Genomic DNA, 15,500 nt, shown 5'->3' with positions numbered 1-15,500 from the left:
GGGTTTACCGGTCGAGCACCGAACGGATTTCGACTAGGTTCGAGCGCACCCGGAGAATATAAAAGCCCATGGTGGCGAGATGGCTCGGCATGATCCAGCCGTCCTCGCGCCCGTTCGAAATGATCGCCGGCTGAATGCGCAACGCCGCTTGGAACTGCCGCATCGTGCTGCCCCAGACCGCTCCGAGATTGCGCTCCTGCACCACTTGCGAGAAATCCGCCTGCGCGGCGGCAAGGATGGCGTAATAGGCGTAGAGCTGGCCGTAGGCGAACCAGAACCGGTCGTCGGCGCGGGTATCGAACCAGCCGCGATTGTGGTTTTCCGAGCGCTCGGCGAGCATGTCGGACGTGCCGCCGAGATCGTTGGCAATGCGGTCGATGAACTGCATGAGGTTGTCGGCGCGGCCGTCGAAAATGACGCTGCACGTGGAAAGATCGGTGTTGAATTTGCGCAGGCTGCCGATCGCCGAACGGTAATAGGAGGGCGTCGGCGTCTTCGGCCCGAAGGGATTGAGCCCGAAATACCAGCTGTATTCGTCGAATTGCAGATTGCCGCGGGCGCTCTGCAGGTCGTTGTTGATGCCCGACGTGCCGCGCACGCGCCCGAGCGTATCGACGAGCTCTGCCGATGTCCGCCGAACCGCCTGATTGATGCCCCGCTGGAACGACGCCTTGTTGTCGAGGAAAGGCGTGTGATCCCAGTCGATTCCGAAAAAGCCCATTTTGTAGAGCAGCATGGAGGAGATCCATGCGTTCTGGTTGACGTTGAAGTCGGTCAGGTCGGCCGTGACGTCGATGATCGCCGAACGCTGGCAGGTCTTGGCTGCCGTGGCGTTGCTTCCCTCGGCGACCGGCATTTCCTGTCCCGCGGCAACCTTGCGTTCGGCAAGCCGGTATTGGTCGACGAAGGCGGTGTTGAAATTCGACCAGGCCTGCGTCTGCCAGAAGAAATAGCCGTAGAGCACGACGAAGAGCGCCACGAACGCGATCACCGGCAGCCGGATCATCCAACTCCGGCGCTGATACCAGCCATGCGCGGCAAGAATGGGCCAGAAGGCCCAGGCGAAAAACAGGCGGACCCAGCGACCGATCGTCTGGCCGATCAGCCTGAAAAAACCGGCTATCCGGTCAAGCATCGTCGTCTCCTGTCAGGCGAGGCGAACATCAGGACATTGCGGCCCCGTCGCATCCACATATGCGCTCGATCGGCCGAGCACAACACGAGCCCTCCGATTTTTCGCAAGGGCGCCTTGCGGAAAAGAGGTGCTGACGACGTCTTGCGGCTCAGGAACCCAGGAAAGGCAGGCTGAACCGGAAGGACCTGCGCGCCGTATCGATCAGAGGGGCTCCCGATTTGTCCGGCGCCGGCTCGGCATAGGTCGGAAACCTGCCGGTAAATTCCAGATCGGCGCGGCTCTTGCGCCGCTCCAGATCCTGGGCGACCAGCATGCCCTTTTCGAACAGCCTGATTGGCGCGGCGATATCAGGAAAGAGTTCCGGCCTGATCCGCATCTTCATGCCGGGCCGGTCGGTATCGACCTGCGCCTGATAGATGATCAGCCGCTCCTCGACGTCGATCATCAGCTTGCGCAGCAGCACGCTACAAGCGGCGATCCGGCCATTCAGCGAATCGACAAAGGTCTGGAACAGGCCGATGAAACGCTCGCGCCGCTGGCTGTCGTCGCGCATCTCGTGCTCCCCGGCGGAAATCTGCTCGGCCTCCGCCTTCAGCGCCCGCCGCTCCGCCTCCATCTGCTCCCAATGCGCCCTGCTGCCGTAGACGCCGATACGGCCCTGCGTCGTCAGCGCCTTGGCATTGAGTTCCTTCATCTTCAGGCGGGCAATATCGATGGAATCGACCAGTCGGCGCCGTTGCTCGACGATGTCGATGAGACCGCGTTCGGCGGCCCTGTGCCGTTCGATGATCGAAGCGCGCTGGCCGGCAATCAGTCTGGCGAGCGCGTCCGATTTCGTCAGAAGTTCGAGCAACCGTTCGATGACGGGGGCCTCGCGCACACGTTCGGTATACATGCGCCACATCCGCTGGCGCGACGTCCAGCCGGCCATCTTTTCGCGCAGCGTCAGCCCCCGAAAACTGTCGAGATCGGCCGAAACCTCCGCCGTCAGCCGGTCGAGGGAAAAGACCAGCTCCGCCTGCAGGGCGTCAAGCGCGGAAGCATCGGCGATATGGGCCTGGAAACGAGAATTCTGTTCGAGGAAGACCTCGTCGGCCGAACGTGCCTCATCGGCGCTGAAGGCGCTGATTGCGGCCACGCAATAGTCTCCGTCGGCCGCAATCCTCTCGGCAAGGATGCCTGCAGCTTCGTATTGGCTGTCGAATGGCGGAGGTTTACGCACCAGGCCTCTCCAGGGAATCTCGTGCTTCTCAAACTAGAGCATGGTGCCGAAAAGTGTGAGCGGTTTTCCGTCCGGAATTGCTTAAAATCGAAAGCATGTTGCTTGCGGCGCCAAAGAAAGCAGGCCGCATCGCGGCTTCAGACCGGCTCGGCGATCCAAGCCCCGTTCATCGCTTCATCCCAATGCCTGCGACAGAGCGAGACATATTTCTCATTGCCGCCGACTTCGATCTGCGCGCCTTCGTGCAACACCTTCCCCTCCGCGTCGAGCCGCACCACCATCGTCGCCTTGCGCCCGCAATGGCAGATCGTGCGCACCTCGCGCATTTCGTCGGCGATCGCCAACAGTTCCTGCGAGGCCGGAAACAACTTGCCCTGGAAATCGGTTCTCAGCCCGTAGACCATCACAGGAATGCCGAGCCTGTCGACGACGCGGGCAAGCTGCCAGACCTGGACAGGCGTCATGAAATGCGCCTCGTCGACGAAGATGCAGGCAATCGGCGCGCCTTCACCGCTCAGCGTCCCGATCAGCCGGAACAGGTCCTCGTGCGGCTCGAAGGGAATGGCGCTCGCCTCCAGCCCGATCCGCGAGCCGATGACGCCCCGGCCGGTGCGCTCGTCGAAGGCAGCGATCAGCTGCACCGTGCGCATACCGCGCTCCTGATAATTGTAGGAGGCCTGCAGCAGCATCGTCGACTTGCCGGCATTCATAGTCGAGTAGTTGAAATAGAGTTTTGCCATCCGATCTCTCCTTGATCGGCTTATTGAAAGCTCACAATGGCAAAGAAAAGCCCTGCAACAGTGATAATCACAGGAATCCCGCTCAAAAACTGCTGAAAGCCCCAAAAACAATATAGTTCCAAAAATCTGCCCGACGTCGCAATCGCATGGGTCGATACGACGCAAACGCACTGAGGTCGCTTGTCAAACTCGGCTATTGGTGGTTGGCTTGGGAACTTAAAGACTGGGAGTCTAAAATGAAAACAACAAGCACGTTCAAATTCGTCACTGCCACTGCCATCGCCACACTCTCCGTTGCGACCGCTGCCTTCGCCGCGGATCCCGACAGCTGCTCCACCGTACATTTCTCGGACGTCGGCTGGACTGACATTACCGCCACCACCGCTACTGCCTCCGTCGTCCTGAAGAGCATCGGCTATCAGACCGACATCAAGGTCCTCTCGGTACCGGTCACCTATACCTCGCTGAAGAACAAGGACATCGACATCTTCCTCGGCAACTGGATGCCGACGCAAGAAAAGGACGTCCGCCCCTATCTCGACGACAAGTCGGTCGAATCCTTCGGCCCCAACCTCGTCGGCGCCAAGTACACGCTCGCCACCAACGCCAAGGGTGCGGAACTCGGCATCAAGGACTTCAAGGATATCGCCGCCCACAAGGACGATCTCGACGGCAAGATCTACGGCATCGAGCCCGGCAATGACGGCAACCGCCTCGTCATGGATCTGATCGAAAAGAACACCTTCGGCATGAAGGATCTGGAAGTCGTCGAATCCTCGGAACAGGGTATGCTGGCGCAAGTCGCTCGCGCCGAAAAAGCAGGCAAGCCCGTCGTCTTCCTCGGCTGGGAACCCCATCCGATGAACACCAATTTCAAGCTGACCTACCTCACAGGCGGTGACGACGTCTTCGGTCCGGACTTCGGCGGCGCCAAGGTCTACACCAATGTTCGCGCCGGCTATCTCGGCGAATGCCCGAATGTCGGCGCGATGCTGAAGAACCTGACATTCTCCCTCGATATGGAGAATAAGATCATGGGCAAGATCCTCGACGACGGCAAGGAGCCGGAAGCTGCGGCGACCGAATGGCTGAAGGCCAACCCCTCAGCCCTCGACCCCTGGCTTGCAGGCGTCAAGACTCGCGACGGCAAGGGCGACGCTCTGGCGGCTGCCAAGACCGGCCTCGGCCTTTGATGATATGACGGGGCGGCTCGCCGCCCCGTTTCATTTTTGTCCGATTGTTGATTTTTTTGGATAGGCGCGCCCCTTGAATTGGATCACCGAGGCTAAGATTCCCATTGGCTCATGGGCCAAATCCTTCGTGGACTGGCTGACATCGAACGGCGAGTGGTTCTTCAACCAGCTCGCCTTCCTGCTGTCGAGCGCCATAGACGGCCTGCTCTTCGTGCTGCAGAAGCCCCACCCGCTGATCGTCATCGCTGCCATCACCGCCCTTGCCTTCTGGCTGCGCCGGTCGATCGCAGTCACGCTGTTCACCTGTCTTGGGCTCCTGCTCATCGTGAACCAGGGTTATTGGAAGGAGACGACGGAGACGCTCGCCCTCGTGCTCGCCGCCACCTTTGTCTGCATGGTGATCGGCATTCCCTTCGGCATTGCCGCCGCCCGCCGCCCTTGGGTCTATGCCGCCATGCGCCCGGTGCTCGATCTGATGCAGACCATTCCGACATTCGTCTACCTGATTCCGGCGCTGATCCTGTTCGGCCTCGGCATGGTTCCGGGCCTGATCGCGACCGTCATCTTCGCCATCCCCGCCCCCATCCGGCTGACACGCCTCGGCATCATCTCGACGCCGCCGTCCCTCGTCGAAGCCGCCGTTGCTTTTGGCGCAACGCCGATCCAGGTGCTGCGCAAGATCGAACTTCCCTTTGCCATGCCGCAGATCATGGCGGGCCTCACCCAGACCATCATGCTGTCACTGTCGATGGTGGTCATCGCCGCCCTCGTTGGGGCGCCCGGGCTTGGCGTGCCGGTCGTGCGCGCGCTGAACACCGTCAATATCGCCAAGGGCTTCGAAGCCGGTTTCTGTATCGTCATCTTGGCGATCATTCTCGACCGCATATTCCGCACGGCGGGTGAAGGAGGCGGCGCATGACCGCGGTAAGCTTCAAGGATGTCAGCATCATCTTCGGCGACCGGCCGGAAACAGCGCTTGCCATGGTCGACCAGGGCAAAACACGTGACGAAATCGGCGCCGCCACAGGCTTGGTGCTCGGCGTCGCCAATGCCTCGCTGACCATCGAAGAAGGCGAAATCCTGGTGCTGATGGGCCTTTCCGGCTCTGGCAAGTCGACGCTGCTGCGCGCCGTCAACGGCCTCGCCCCCGTCGTGCGCGGTGACGTCTCGGTCTCGACCTCCAATGGTCCGGTCAACCCTTACAGATGCAATGCCAAGGCGCTGCGGGAGCTGCGCACCCACACCGTCTCCATGGTGTTCCAGCAATTCGCTCTTCTGCCCTGGCGCACCGTCGCCGAGAATGTCGGCTTCGGCCTCGAACTCGCCGGCATGCCGGAGGCCGAACGCAAGCGGCGCGTCGGCGAACAGCTCGAGCTCGTCAACCTGACGAAATGGGCCGACCGCAAGGTCAACGAACTCTCAGGCGGCATGCAGCAGCGCGTCGGTCTTGCCCGCGCCTTTGCCACTGGCGCCCCGATCTTGCTGATGGACGAGCCTTTCTCGGCGCTCGATCCCCTGATCCGCACCCGCCTGCAAGACGAGCTCCTGGAGTTCCAGCGGCGGCTGAAGAAGACCATCCTCTTCGTCAGCCACGATCTCGACGAGGCCTTCCGCATCGGTAACCGCATCGCCATCATGGAGGGCGGCCATATCATCCAATGCGGAACGCCGCACGACATCGTCAAGAACCCCGCCGACCAGTATGTCGCCGATTTCGTGCAGCATCTCAACCCGATCAGCATGCTGACGGCGGCCGACGTGATGCAACCCGGTCTCGGTCAGACGGCCGCCGGCATGAGCGTCAGCGCCACGGCCCGTGCCGCTACCCCGCTCGTCGATATCCTCGATGCCCTTGCCCGCCAGCCCGGCAGCATCGGCATCGTCGAGAACGGCACGATCGTCGGCACCGTCTCGGCCCAGGATATCGTTGCCGGCCTCACCCGCCATCGCCGCAAGCAGGACGCTTGATGTTTTCAATCCGCTTTGCCACAAAGCGGATATGAAAGATCAACCCTCGCCCATACGCGAAACCGACGACGATGCCCGCAAGCTTGCGCGCGTGCTTCTGCGCTCCGCGCGGCACGCGGCGATTGCCGTTCTCGACCCCGAGACCGGCTTCCCCTTCGCCAGCCGCGTGCTGGTCGCGACCGATATTGACGGCACCCCCGTCATCCTCGTTTCGAAACTGTCGGCCCATACCAGGGCGCTTGCCAAGGACCCGCGCGCCTCACTCCTGACCGGCGAGCCGGGCAAGGGCGATCCGCTCGCCCACCCTCGCCTGACAACCCAATGCCTGGCTGAACCCGTCGAGCGCGGCAATGCGTTCTACGAGCGCATCCGCACGCGTTTTCTCGCTCGCCACGCCAAGGCGAAGCTTTATCTCGACTTTCCTGATTTCCTGTTCTTCCGTCTCAAGCCGAAACGGGCCAGCTTCAATGGCGGCTTCGGCCGCGCCTACCTGCTCGACGCAAACGATCTCATAATCCAGTCGTCCGCGAATGAAGAAGTCGCCGCCGGGGCGGCAGAAGCAGTGCGAGATTTAGTAGCGCGCTACCCCGATGTGACCGAGACCCTCGCTATCAGGCTAAAGGCGCCGGAATCGGCTTCTTGGCGCATTTGTGGTATCGATCCCTCAGGTTTTGACATGATTTCCGGCGATTATCTGCTGCGATACGAATTCGAAACCCTCATTGGGGATGCCGATCACATTTGTTCAAACATATCTAAAATAGCATACTCGATACCTTAAATTTAGGTATATACAATCTTCGACCCCAGTTGCTAGTTTCTGGCGTCGGTCAAAATCCCGACTGGCGGCCAGTGCCCACATGAATGATGTACGTTTCGCATTAGGAAGATAACAATATGGACACCACGGATTTGGCCGATCACACCAATGTGGCGGCAGCGTTATTATCGGCCATGGCCAACCCGAAGAGATTGCTGATCCTGTGTAGCCTCGTGAAGGGCGAAGTGGCCGTCGGCGTGCTTGCAACGCAGGTCGGCCTCAGCCAGTCGGCTCTTTCCCAGCACCTGTCGAAACTGCGCGCTCAAAAGCTGGTCAAGACCCGCCGAGACGCACAAACCATTTATTATTCGAGCACCTCCGAGCCGGTGATGAAGATCCTGGCGACGCTCGAAGACATCTATCTCGTGCAGAATCGGAACAGATCCGCCGCTTGATGATAGCGCTGACATGAATGTCGGCCGATGTCGTGGCGTAAGGGGATGTTCCCGGAGACGCGACAACGATATTTCAGCACCTGAACCTTATGGCACGACCGGCAAACCTTGCGATTTGCCGGTCGTGCCTTTTTAACTTCGCCTGTCGGCCCCGAGCTATTCCCAGATTGATTGGAGCAACTCGAACCTCCGGCCCCCAGTGGCTCTCGGGGGTTTTCCCCGTTGACGCCTCGGGAAGCCCTGATAATTTGACCGGGCAGTCAAAATTTGGGCGTGAAGCCCCGGAAAGGGCCGTCAGCGGCCAGGAGAACAGATGTCCAATCGCCTCAATGCACCGAACGATCTCCGCGCCTTCTGGATGCCGTTCACGGCAAATCGCCAGTTCAAGAAGGAGCCGCGCATGTTCGTCGGCGCCAAGGACATGTATTATACGACCCATGACGGCCGTCAGGTGCTGGACGGCACTGCCGGCCTCTGGTGCGTCAACGCCGGCCACTGCCGCCCGAAGATCACCGAGGCGATCCGTGAGCAGGCCGGCGAGCTCGATTACGCCCCGGCCTTCCAGCTCGGCCACCCTAAGGCCTTCGAACTGGCAAACCGCCTGGTCGACATTGCTCCCGAAGGCCTGAACCACGTTCTCTACACCAATTCCGGATCCGAATCCGTCGAGACGGCGCTCAAGGTGGCGCTCGCCTATCACCGCGTGAAGGGCAATGGGTCTCGCTTCCGCCTGATCGGCCGCGAGCGCGGCTATCACGGCGTCAACTTCGGCGGCATTTCCGTCGGCGGCATCGTCAGCAATCGCAAGATGTTCGGCACGCTGCTGACCGGCGTCGATCACATGCCGCATACCCACCAGCCCGGCAAGAACAACTTCACCCGCGGCGAGCCCGAGCATGGCGGCGACATCGCCACCGAGCTCGAGCGTATCGTCACCCTGCATGATGCCTCCACCGTTGCCGCCGTCATCGTCGAGCCGGTGGCCGGGTCCACCGGCGTCCTGATCCCGCCGAAGGGCTACCTGCAGAAGCTGCGCGAGATCTGCACCAAACACGGCATCCTTCTGATCTTCGACGAGGTCATCACCGGCTTCGGCCGCCTCGGCGCGCCCTTCGCCGCGCAATATTACGACGTCAAGCCCGACATGATCACCGCAGCCAAGGGACTGACCAATGGCGTCATTCCGATGGGCGCCGTCTTCGTCACCTCCGAAATCCATGATGCCTTCATGAACGGTCCGGAGCATATGATCGAGTTCTTCCACGGCTACACCTATTCCGGCAACCCGATCGCCTCCGCCGCCGCCCTCGCCACGCTCGACACCTACAAGGAAGAGGGGCTGCTAACACGCGCCGCCGAGCTTTCCGATTACTGGGCCGACGCGCTGCATTCACTGAAGGACTGCCCCAATGTCATCGACATCAGGAGCACCGGCCTGATCGGCGCGATCGAACTCGATCCGATCGCTGGCGAGCCGACCAAGCGGGCCTTCACCGCTTTCCTGAAAGCCTATGAAACCGGCCTGCTGATCCGCACCACCGGCGATATCATCGCACTCTCTCCGCCGCTGATCATCGAGAAGCACCACATCGATGAACTCTTCGGCAAGCTGCGGACCATCCTGCAGAACAATATCTGAGAAAGTTCTCAAGCTTTCGGCATCATCGCCTGCGGCGGGCGCAAATCCACGCAGGCCTTTTTTGATGGATCTACCTCAGGTCACGGCGGCGACCGACAGGCAGAGGGCGAATTTCTTCAGAAGCCGGCGATCGAAATGCCCTTCGTTACCAAGCATCCATTTCAGTGCCTGGCTGGCGCTCCATGGCGCCCTGTAGGGTCGCACCGAGGTGACGGCGTCATAGACGTCGCAAATCGCGGCAAGGCGCGCATGGAAGCTGACCTGCGTCTCGGAAAGTTTGCGGGGATAACCCTTGCCGTCGATCCGCTCATGATGGTTGAGACAAACGTCGAGAACGATCTCCGGCATGCCTTCCTGACGCGACAGGATTGCGTGTCCCTTTTCCGGATGGTCGCGGATCATCTTGATCTCCTCTTCGTCCAGGCGTCCTTCCTTGTTGAGCACCTCGAGCGGAATTTCGAGCTTGCCGACGTCGTGCAGCAATCCTGCTGTGCCGAGCATCTGCACGGTTGTCTCGTCAAGTCCGAGATGGCGGCTGAAAAGGATCATCAGCGCACTCACAGAAATGGAATGCAGGAACGTCACCTCGTCCCTGGATTTCAGGCGCGTAACGCTTAGGAAGACGGTCGGGTTCTGATCGATCGACTTGGAGACCGAGGAAATCACCGGCGCCACCTGATCGACGCTGATCCCATCGCCATGCTGCAACCGACCGAAAACGTTCTCCAGCACCTGCACGGATTTCTGAATCGTCTCGTGTGCGGCCTTGGTGTCGATCTCGATATTGCCAGTTGGCAGGCCATCAATATCGACGCCCCTGCTGGTATTGATGACTACGCCTGGAATGCCACTCTTGCGAAGAGTCAGGGCATCCATTTCACGGCGCAGGAGAAATCTTCTCTTGGACAGAAGAGGATCTTGCCACACACCCTCGATCGCCTCGACAAACATTCCGGTGCGCACCTGTCTGGCTTCGATACGCTTGAGCATGCAGATCTCTGTTCCTGAAATATCTCTCTGTTTATCGTCGACCGTTTTTGCATCGCAGCAATATATGCACGAACAATGATTCTACTCTGATTGGTAGAATCAAATGTTAATCTCAAACAAAATTGAAGTTCCAGATACGAGAGAACATCCGCTCATCCCTTATATGGGCTCCCCGAGCCTCCTCCGAAAAGCGGAAGACAGGGCCGGATCGAACGATTTTCGACGAAACCGTGCCGCGCTGCCTCGATTTTCGTTTCATTTTGTTATCATCTTGCGGAATCTCACCAAAATTCTTAGAAATCTTGCCGTTGCATCCATCCGAGCCAAATATGGCCGGAGGACGTATTGATCGCGCCGAAATCGATCGTCCTTGGCACAGCCTAGCGCTGTTGAACGATCCGGAAAGCCGGCGTGGCACCTCATCGCGGGTCAATGACCCCATCCAAGGAGACAGACTATGACCCTCAAGACATTGACGGCGACCCTCGTTGCGTCGCTCGCCTTTGCACCGCTTGCTCACGCCGATATCACCATCGGCCTGATTGCGCCGCTGACCGGTCCCGTCGCCGCCTATGGCGACCAGGTAAAGAACGGCGCTCAGACCGCCGTCGACGAGATCAACAAGAAGGGCGGCATTCTCGGCCAGAAGGTTATCCTCGAATTGGCCGACGATGCCGGCGAACCCAAGCAGGGTGTTTCCGCCGCCAACAAGGTCGTCGCCGACGGCATTCGCTTCGTCGTCGGCCCGGTCACCTCGGGTGTCGCCATTCCGGTGTCGGACGTGCTGGCTGAAAACGGCGTGCTGATGGTCACTCCGACTGCGACGGCCCCCGACCTGACCAAGCGCGGTCTTACCAACGTGCTGCGCACCTGCGGGCGCGACGACCAGCAGGCCGAAGTTGCCGCCAAATACGTGCTGAAGAATTTCAAGGACAAGCGCGTCGCCATCGTCAACGACAAGGGCGCCTACGGCAAAGGCCTCGCCGACGCCTTCAAGGCGACGCTGAACGCCGGCGGCATCACCGAAGTCGTCAACGACGCGATCACCCCTGGTGACAAGGACTTCAGCGCGCTCACCACCCGCATCAAGTCGGAGAAAGCCGACGTCGTCTATTTCGGCGGTTACCACCCTGAAGGCGGCCTGCTCGCCCGCCAGCTGCATGACCTCGCCGCCAACGCCACGATCATCGGTGGCGACGGCCTCTCCAACACCGAATTCTGGGCAATCGGCACGGATGCCGCCGCCGGCACGGTCTTCACCAACGCCTCGGACGCAACGAAGAGCCCGGATTCCAAGGCCGCAGCCGAGGCGCTCGCTGCCAAGAACATCCCGGCCGAAGCCTTCACGCTCAACGCCTATGCCGCTGTCGAAGTGCTGAAGGCCGGCATCGAGAAGGCCGGCAGCGCCGAGGATGGTGCAGCCGTCGCGGCCGCTCTGAAGGACGGCAAGGAGATCCCGACCGCTATCGGAAAGGTCACCTATGGCGAAACCGGCGACCTGACCTCGCAAAGCTTCTCGCTCTACAAGTGGGAAGGCGGCAAGATCGTTTCCGCCGAGTAAGCCACGACATCGAGACAGCGACCGGGCGCCACCACGGCGCCCGGTTTTGTTTGCAGGCATCGCATGTCGCCGCAGATCGGCTATAACTTCGGAATCGGTTGCAATGTGAGCAATGCCATGACCAGCAGACTTGAGCGTTTCATCGACCAGGGCGTCGGCCGCATGCCGGCCGATATCGTGCTGAAGGGTGGGCACTTCTTCGATCTCGTCACCGGCGAACTCGTCCAGTCGGACATCGCCATCGGCGGCGATCGCATCGTCGGCACTTCGGGCAATTATCAGGGTGAAACCGAGATCGACATATCGGGAAAAACAGTCGTTCCCGGCTTCATCGACACGCATCTGCACATCGAATCTTCGCTCGTCACACCGCATGAATTCGACCGCTGCGTTCTGCCCTACGGCGTCACCACCGCGATCTGCGATCCGCACGAAATCGCCAATGTGCTCGGCGCAGCCGGCATCGAGTTCTTTCTCCAATCCGCGCTCGAGACGATCATGGACATCCGCGTCCAGCTCTCCTCCTGCGTTCCGGCAACCCATCTCGAAACCTCCGGCGCCGATCTGCCGATCGAGCGCCTCCTGCCCTTCCGCCACCATCCGAAGGTCATCGGCCTTGCCGAATTCATGAATTTCCCCGGCGTGATCCACAAGGATCCCGTCTGCATGGCCAAGCTCGACGCCTTCCAGGGCGGCCACATCGACGGTCACGCGCCGCTGCTGACCGGCAACGACCTCAACGGTTACCTCTCGGCTGGCATCCGCACCGAGCATGAATGCACGACCGCCACCGAGGCGCTGGAAAAGATCCGCAAAGGCATGCATATCCTCGTGCGCGAGGGCTCGGTATCCAAGGATCTTGCCGCGCTGATGCCCATTATCACCGAGCGGCTTTCACCCTTCCTGGCGCTCTGCACCGACGATCGCAATCCGCTCGATATCGCCGAACAGGGCCATCTCGATCACATGATCCGCACGGCGATCGCAAGCGGCGTCGAGCCCTTGGCGATCTACCGCGCCGCCTCGATCTCGGCCGCCCGCGCCTTCGGCCTCAGGGACCGGGGCCTGGTCGCGCCGGGCTGGCGCGCCGACCTGGTGGTACTCGAGAGCCTGGAAGATTGCCGTGCCGACATGGTCTTTTCCGCCGGCCGCCGCGTCACCGATGCGCTCTTTTCCTCACGCAGACCGGTTGCACCGATCGGCCTCGACAGCGTCAAGGCCCGGCCCGTCAACGCCGCCCATTTCGGCGTGCCGGTCGCCGAGGGCGAAACGCCAGTTATCGGCGTCATGCCGGGCAAGATCATCACCGAGCATCGCCGCTACCGCCTGCCCGTCAGGGGCAACGAGACGGCGGTCGACCTTGCCAACGACATCATCAAGGTCGCCGTCATCGAGCGCCATGGCAAGAACGGCAACCACGCCAACGGCTTCGTCCAGGGCTTTGGCCTGAAGAAAGGCGCGATCGCCTCCACCGTCGGCCATGACAGCCACAATATCTGCGTCGTCGGCGTCAGCGAGGAAGACATGGCGCATGCCGCAAACCGCCTCGGCGAGATCAAGGGCGGCTTCGTCGTTGTCGAAGATGGCAAGGTTACCGGCGAAATCGCCCTGCCCATCGCCGGCCTGATGAGCCTCGAGCCCTATGAAACGGTCCGCGATACGCTGCACCATCTGCGCAAGGCCGCCTTCGCTCTCGGCGCCACGTTGGAGGAACCCTTCCTCCAACTCGCCTTCCTGCCGCTGCCGGTCATCCCGCACCTGAAAATATCCGACCGCGGCATGGTTGATGTGGACAAGTTCGCACTGATCGGGTGATACAACTGATATGGCATACGAGATTTCGTGAGAGCGGATATCCAAATCTCAAACCGCGTGATGCCTCGTCGTCAGTTCAAGCCCGATCTCCTGCGCGGCGATAGCGTGGACATCAGACCCGCGCACAGAACCCGTCCAGCGCCGCAAGCTTCGCCAGCCCCGAAGCCGACACCGGTTCAAAGCCCGGCATCTCAAGCGGTTCGCCCAGCACCAAGCCCTCAGGCAGGCGGAATTCCGCCGGCTTGCGCGTCAGGTTGAAAACGAAGAGCAGTTTTTCCCCGTCCTTTTCGCGGGTGAAGACGAGCAGATCCTGGTTGGTGCCGATGAAGGTCATCTCGCCGTCGATCAGCGCCGGGTGTTTTTTTCGGAATGCGAGCGTCTTGCGGTAATGATGCAGCACCGAGCTGTCGATCCCCTCCTGCGTATCCACGGAAAGTGCCGCCTGCTCGTAAGGCACCGGCAACCAGCTCTTTTCTGCAGACGTGAAGCCCGCATGCGCCTTGCCTGCTTCCCAAGGCATGGGTGTGCGGCATCCGTCGCGGCCTTTGAAGGCCGGCCAGAAGCGGATGCCGTAGGGATCGCGCAGATCCTCGAAGGCGAGCTCTGCCTCCGGCAGGCCGAGCTCCTCGCCCTGGTAGAGGCAGATCGAACCACGCAACGCCGCAAGCACCGAGATCGCCAGCTTGGCGATGGTGGGCCGCTCATCGGCCGTCAGCGCGAAACGGCTGACATGGCGCATGACGTCGTGGTTTGAAAAAGCCCAGCAGACCCAGCCGTCGGTCACCGACTTCTGGAAAGCCTCGACGCAGCCGCGAATATGCTCGGCGGTGAAATCCGGTCCTAAGAGGTCGAATGTGTAGCACATATGCAGCTTATCGCCGCCGCTGGTATAGGCGGCCACCGTCTTCAGCGAACGCCCGCCGTCGCCGACTTCGCCGACGGTCGTACGATCCTCGTATTGGTCAAGCAGCAACCGGAAGCGTTTGAGGAAATCGACGTTTTCCGGTTGCGTCTTGTCGTAGAGGTGGTTTTGCATGCCATAGGGATTGCTGTCGGGCGCATCGAGGCCGGCATCATCCTCATCAGGCTCATGCGGCGGATTGCTTCTGAGCTGCTTGTCGCAGAAATAATAGTTGACGGTATCCAGCCGGAAGCCGTCGACGCCGCGGTCGAGCCAGAACTTCACCGTCTCCAGCACCGCATCCTGCACGGACTTGCTGTGGAAATTCAGGTCCGGCTGCGAGGTCAGAAAATTGTGCTGGTAATATTGCCGGCGCACGCCGTCCCACTCCCAGCCCGGCCCGCCGAAGATCGACAGCCAGTTATTCGGCGCCGTGCCATCCGGCTTCGGGTCGGCCCAGACATACCAGTCCGCCCTGGGATTGGTCCGGCTTGTCCGGCTCTCGACGAACCACGGATGCCGGTCGGACGTGTGCGAGATTACCTGATCGATGACGACCTTGATGCCGAGCCCGTGCGCCTCGGCCATCATCTCGTCGAAATCGGCGAGCGTCCCAAAGATCGGGTCGACATCGCAATAATCGGAAACGTCATAACCCATGTCGGCCATCGGCGACTTGAAGAAGGGCGAAAGCCAGATCGCGTCGACGCCGAGGCTGGCAATATGCGGCAGCCGGCGGGTGATCCCCTTGAGGTCGCCGAGCCCGTCGCTGTTGGTGTCCTGAAACGAGCGCGGGTATACCTGATAGATCACCGCGCCGCGCCACCAGTCCGCATTCCCGCCTGCTTGCAATGCCATCGACTAAATCTCCTGCCTCGTCTGCGCCGCCACACTAAAGCGGACGGGGCAAAAGACAACCAGGGTGGGGCCTTAATGGAGGCGGTTAGGAGGGCAGCGACGCGTCGTCGCGATCCGACAAGGAGGAGACGCATATAGGCTTATCCACAACCCGTTTCCAGCGTCCGGATTTGGGGTTGCAACGCGATTCCTTTGCGATAAGGTGCGCGCTGACCTGCACGTAAGAGGTCAAACGTCGGGAACAGATGTCTAATAAAGGCGCA

At 60.8% G+C, this 15,500-nt stretch carries 13 protein-coding genes; 8 read left to right on the top strand and 5 right to left on the bottom strand.

Features of this window, described 5'->3' with window-relative positions; genetic code table 11:
- Nucleotides 1-4: 4 nt before the first annotated feature.
- The 3 genes from HJB83_RS17595 to HJB83_RS17585 all read right to left on the bottom strand — a co-directional run bounded on the left by HJB83_RS17595 (nt 5) and on the right by HJB83_RS17585 (nt 3,097).
- The gene (locus HJB83_RS17595) at nt 5-1,135 is read right to left on the bottom strand and encodes a DUF2333 family protein (RefSeq protein ID WP_207581336.1); all 1,131 of its coding nucleotides are present in this window, start codon (nt 1,133-1,135) and stop codon (nt 5-7) included.
- Nucleotides 1,136-1,283: 148 nt separating this feature from the next.
- Nucleotides 1,284-2,357, bottom strand: a complete 1,074-nt coding sequence (locus HJB83_RS17590) for a hypothetical protein (protein ID WP_221132489.1) — start codon at nt 2,355-2,357, stop codon at nt 1,284-1,286.
- Nucleotides 2,358-2,494: 137 nt separating this feature from the next.
- The gene (locus tag HJB83_RS17585; RefSeq protein WP_207581338.1) at nt 2,495-3,097 is read right to left on the bottom strand and encodes a thymidine kinase; all 603 of its coding nucleotides are present in this window, start codon (nt 3,095-3,097) and stop codon (nt 2,495-2,497) included.
- Nucleotides 3,098-3,333: 236 nt separating this feature from the next.
- On the opposite strand from HJB83_RS17585, the gene HJB83_RS17580 reads away from it, so the two are divergent.
- From HJB83_RS17580 to HJB83_RS17555, 6 genes are all read left to right on the top strand, one after another.
- On the top strand, nt 3,334-4,290 hold the full coding sequence (locus HJB83_RS17580) for a choline ABC transporter substrate-binding protein (RefSeq protein WP_207581339.1): 957 nt from the start codon (nt 3,334-3,336) through the stop codon (nt 4,288-4,290).
- 73 nt (nt 4,291-4,363) lie between these two features.
- Nucleotides 4,364-5,209: a choline ABC transporter permease subunit gene (gene choW / locus HJB83_RS17575; protein WP_207581340.1), complete on the top strand. Its 846-nt coding sequence runs from the start codon at nt 4,364-4,366 to the stop codon at nt 5,207-5,209.
- Nucleotides 5,206-6,258, top strand: a complete 1,053-nt coding sequence (gene choV / locus HJB83_RS17570; protein WP_207581341.1) for a choline ABC transporter ATP-binding protein — start codon at nt 5,206-5,208, stop codon at nt 6,256-6,258. The genes choW and choV overlap by 4 nt, the downstream gene beginning before the upstream one ends.
- A gap of 31 nt (nt 6,259-6,289) precedes the next feature.
- A complete protein-coding gene (locus tag HJB83_RS17565) occupies nt 6,290-7,039 on the top strand; it encodes a HugZ family protein (protein ID WP_207581342.1) in 750 nt (249 codons plus the stop codon).
- A gap of 116 nt (nt 7,040-7,155) precedes the next feature.
- Nucleotides 7,156-7,473: a helix-turn-helix transcriptional regulator gene (locus tag HJB83_RS17560; protein WP_164013673.1), complete on the top strand. Its 318-nt coding sequence runs from the start codon at nt 7,156-7,158 to the stop codon at nt 7,471-7,473.
- 313 nt (nt 7,474-7,786) lie between these two features.
- Nucleotides 7,787-9,112 (top strand): aspartate aminotransferase family protein, encoded by a 1,326-nt coding sequence (locus tag HJB83_RS17555; RefSeq protein WP_221132487.1) that lies wholly within the window; start codon nt 7,787-7,789, stop codon nt 9,110-9,112.
- A 75-nt stretch (nt 9,113-9,187) separates the two neighbouring features.
- Here HJB83_RS17555 and HJB83_RS17550 read toward each other — a convergent pair whose 3' ends face one another.
- A complete protein-coding gene (locus HJB83_RS17550; protein ID WP_221132486.1) occupies nt 9,188-10,102 on the bottom strand; it encodes an HD-GYP domain-containing protein in 915 nt (304 codons plus the stop codon).
- 457 nt (nt 10,103-10,559) lie between these two features.
- On the opposite strand from HJB83_RS17550, the gene HJB83_RS17545 reads away from it, so the two are divergent.
- Nucleotides 10,560-11,663: a branched-chain amino acid ABC transporter substrate-binding protein gene (locus HJB83_RS17545; protein ID WP_207581344.1), complete on the top strand. Its 1,104-nt coding sequence runs from the start codon at nt 10,560-10,562 to the stop codon at nt 11,661-11,663.
- 117 nt (nt 11,664-11,780) lie between these two features.
- Nucleotides 11,781-13,478 carry an adenine deaminase gene (gene ade / locus HJB83_RS17540; protein ID WP_207581345.1) on the top strand — a complete coding sequence of 566 codons (1,698 nt, stop codon included), beginning with the start codon at nt 11,781-11,783 and terminating at the stop codon, nt 13,476-13,478.
- Between the two features lie 112 nt (nt 13,479-13,590).
- Here ade and HJB83_RS17535 read toward each other — a convergent pair whose 3' ends face one another.
- Nucleotides 13,591-15,237 carry an alpha-glucosidase family protein gene (locus HJB83_RS17535; RefSeq protein WP_221132485.1) on the bottom strand — a complete coding sequence of 549 codons (1,647 nt, stop codon included), beginning with the start codon at nt 15,235-15,237 and terminating at the stop codon, nt 13,591-13,593.
- Nucleotides 15,238-15,500: the final 263 nt, after the last annotated feature.

It is taken from the genome of Rhizobium sp. NZLR11 (assembly GCF_019685115.1).
GTDB lineage: Bacteria > Pseudomonadota > Alphaproteobacteria > Rhizobiales > Rhizobiaceae > Rhizobium.
This window is presented reverse-complemented; position numbering and strand designations above follow the sequence as displayed.

Coding starts and splice junctions, on each gene's coding strand:
- HJB83_RS17595 (WP_207581336.1), bottom strand. CDS start 1,135: ATGCTTGACCGGATAGCCGGTTTTTTCAGGCTGATCGGCCAGACGATC.
- HJB83_RS17580 (WP_207581339.1), top strand. CDS start 3,334: ATGAAAACAACAAGCACGTTCAAATTCGTCACTGCCACTGCCATCGCC.
- ade (WP_207581345.1), top strand. CDS start 11,781: ATGACCAGCAGACTTGAGCGTTTCATCGACCAGGGCGTCGGCCGCATG.
- choV (WP_207581341.1), top strand. CDS start 5,206: ATGACCGCGGTAAGCTTCAAGGATGTCAGCATCATCTTCGGCGACCGG.
- HJB83_RS17560 (WP_164013673.1), top strand. CDS start 7,156: ATGGACACCACGGATTTGGCCGATCACACCAATGTGGCGGCAGCGTTA.
- HJB83_RS17545 (WP_207581344.1), top strand. CDS start 10,560: ATGACCCTCAAGACATTGACGGCGACCCTCGTTGCGTCGCTCGCCTTT.
- HJB83_RS17550 (WP_221132486.1), bottom strand. CDS start 10,102: ATGCTCAAGCGTATCGAAGCCAGACAGGTGCGCACCGGAATGTTTGTC.
- HJB83_RS17535 (WP_221132485.1), bottom strand. CDS start 15,237: ATGGCATTGCAAGCAGGCGGGAATGCGGACTGGTGGCGCGGCGCGGTG.
- HJB83_RS17565 (WP_207581342.1), top strand. CDS start 6,290: ATGAAAGATCAACCCTCGCCCATACGCGAAACCGACGACGATGCCCGC.
- HJB83_RS17585 (WP_207581338.1), bottom strand. CDS start 3,097: ATGGCAAAACTCTATTTCAACTACTCGACTATGAATGCCGGCAAGTCG.
- HJB83_RS17555 (WP_221132487.1), top strand. CDS start 7,787: ATGTCCAATCGCCTCAATGCACCGAACGATCTCCGCGCCTTCTGGATG.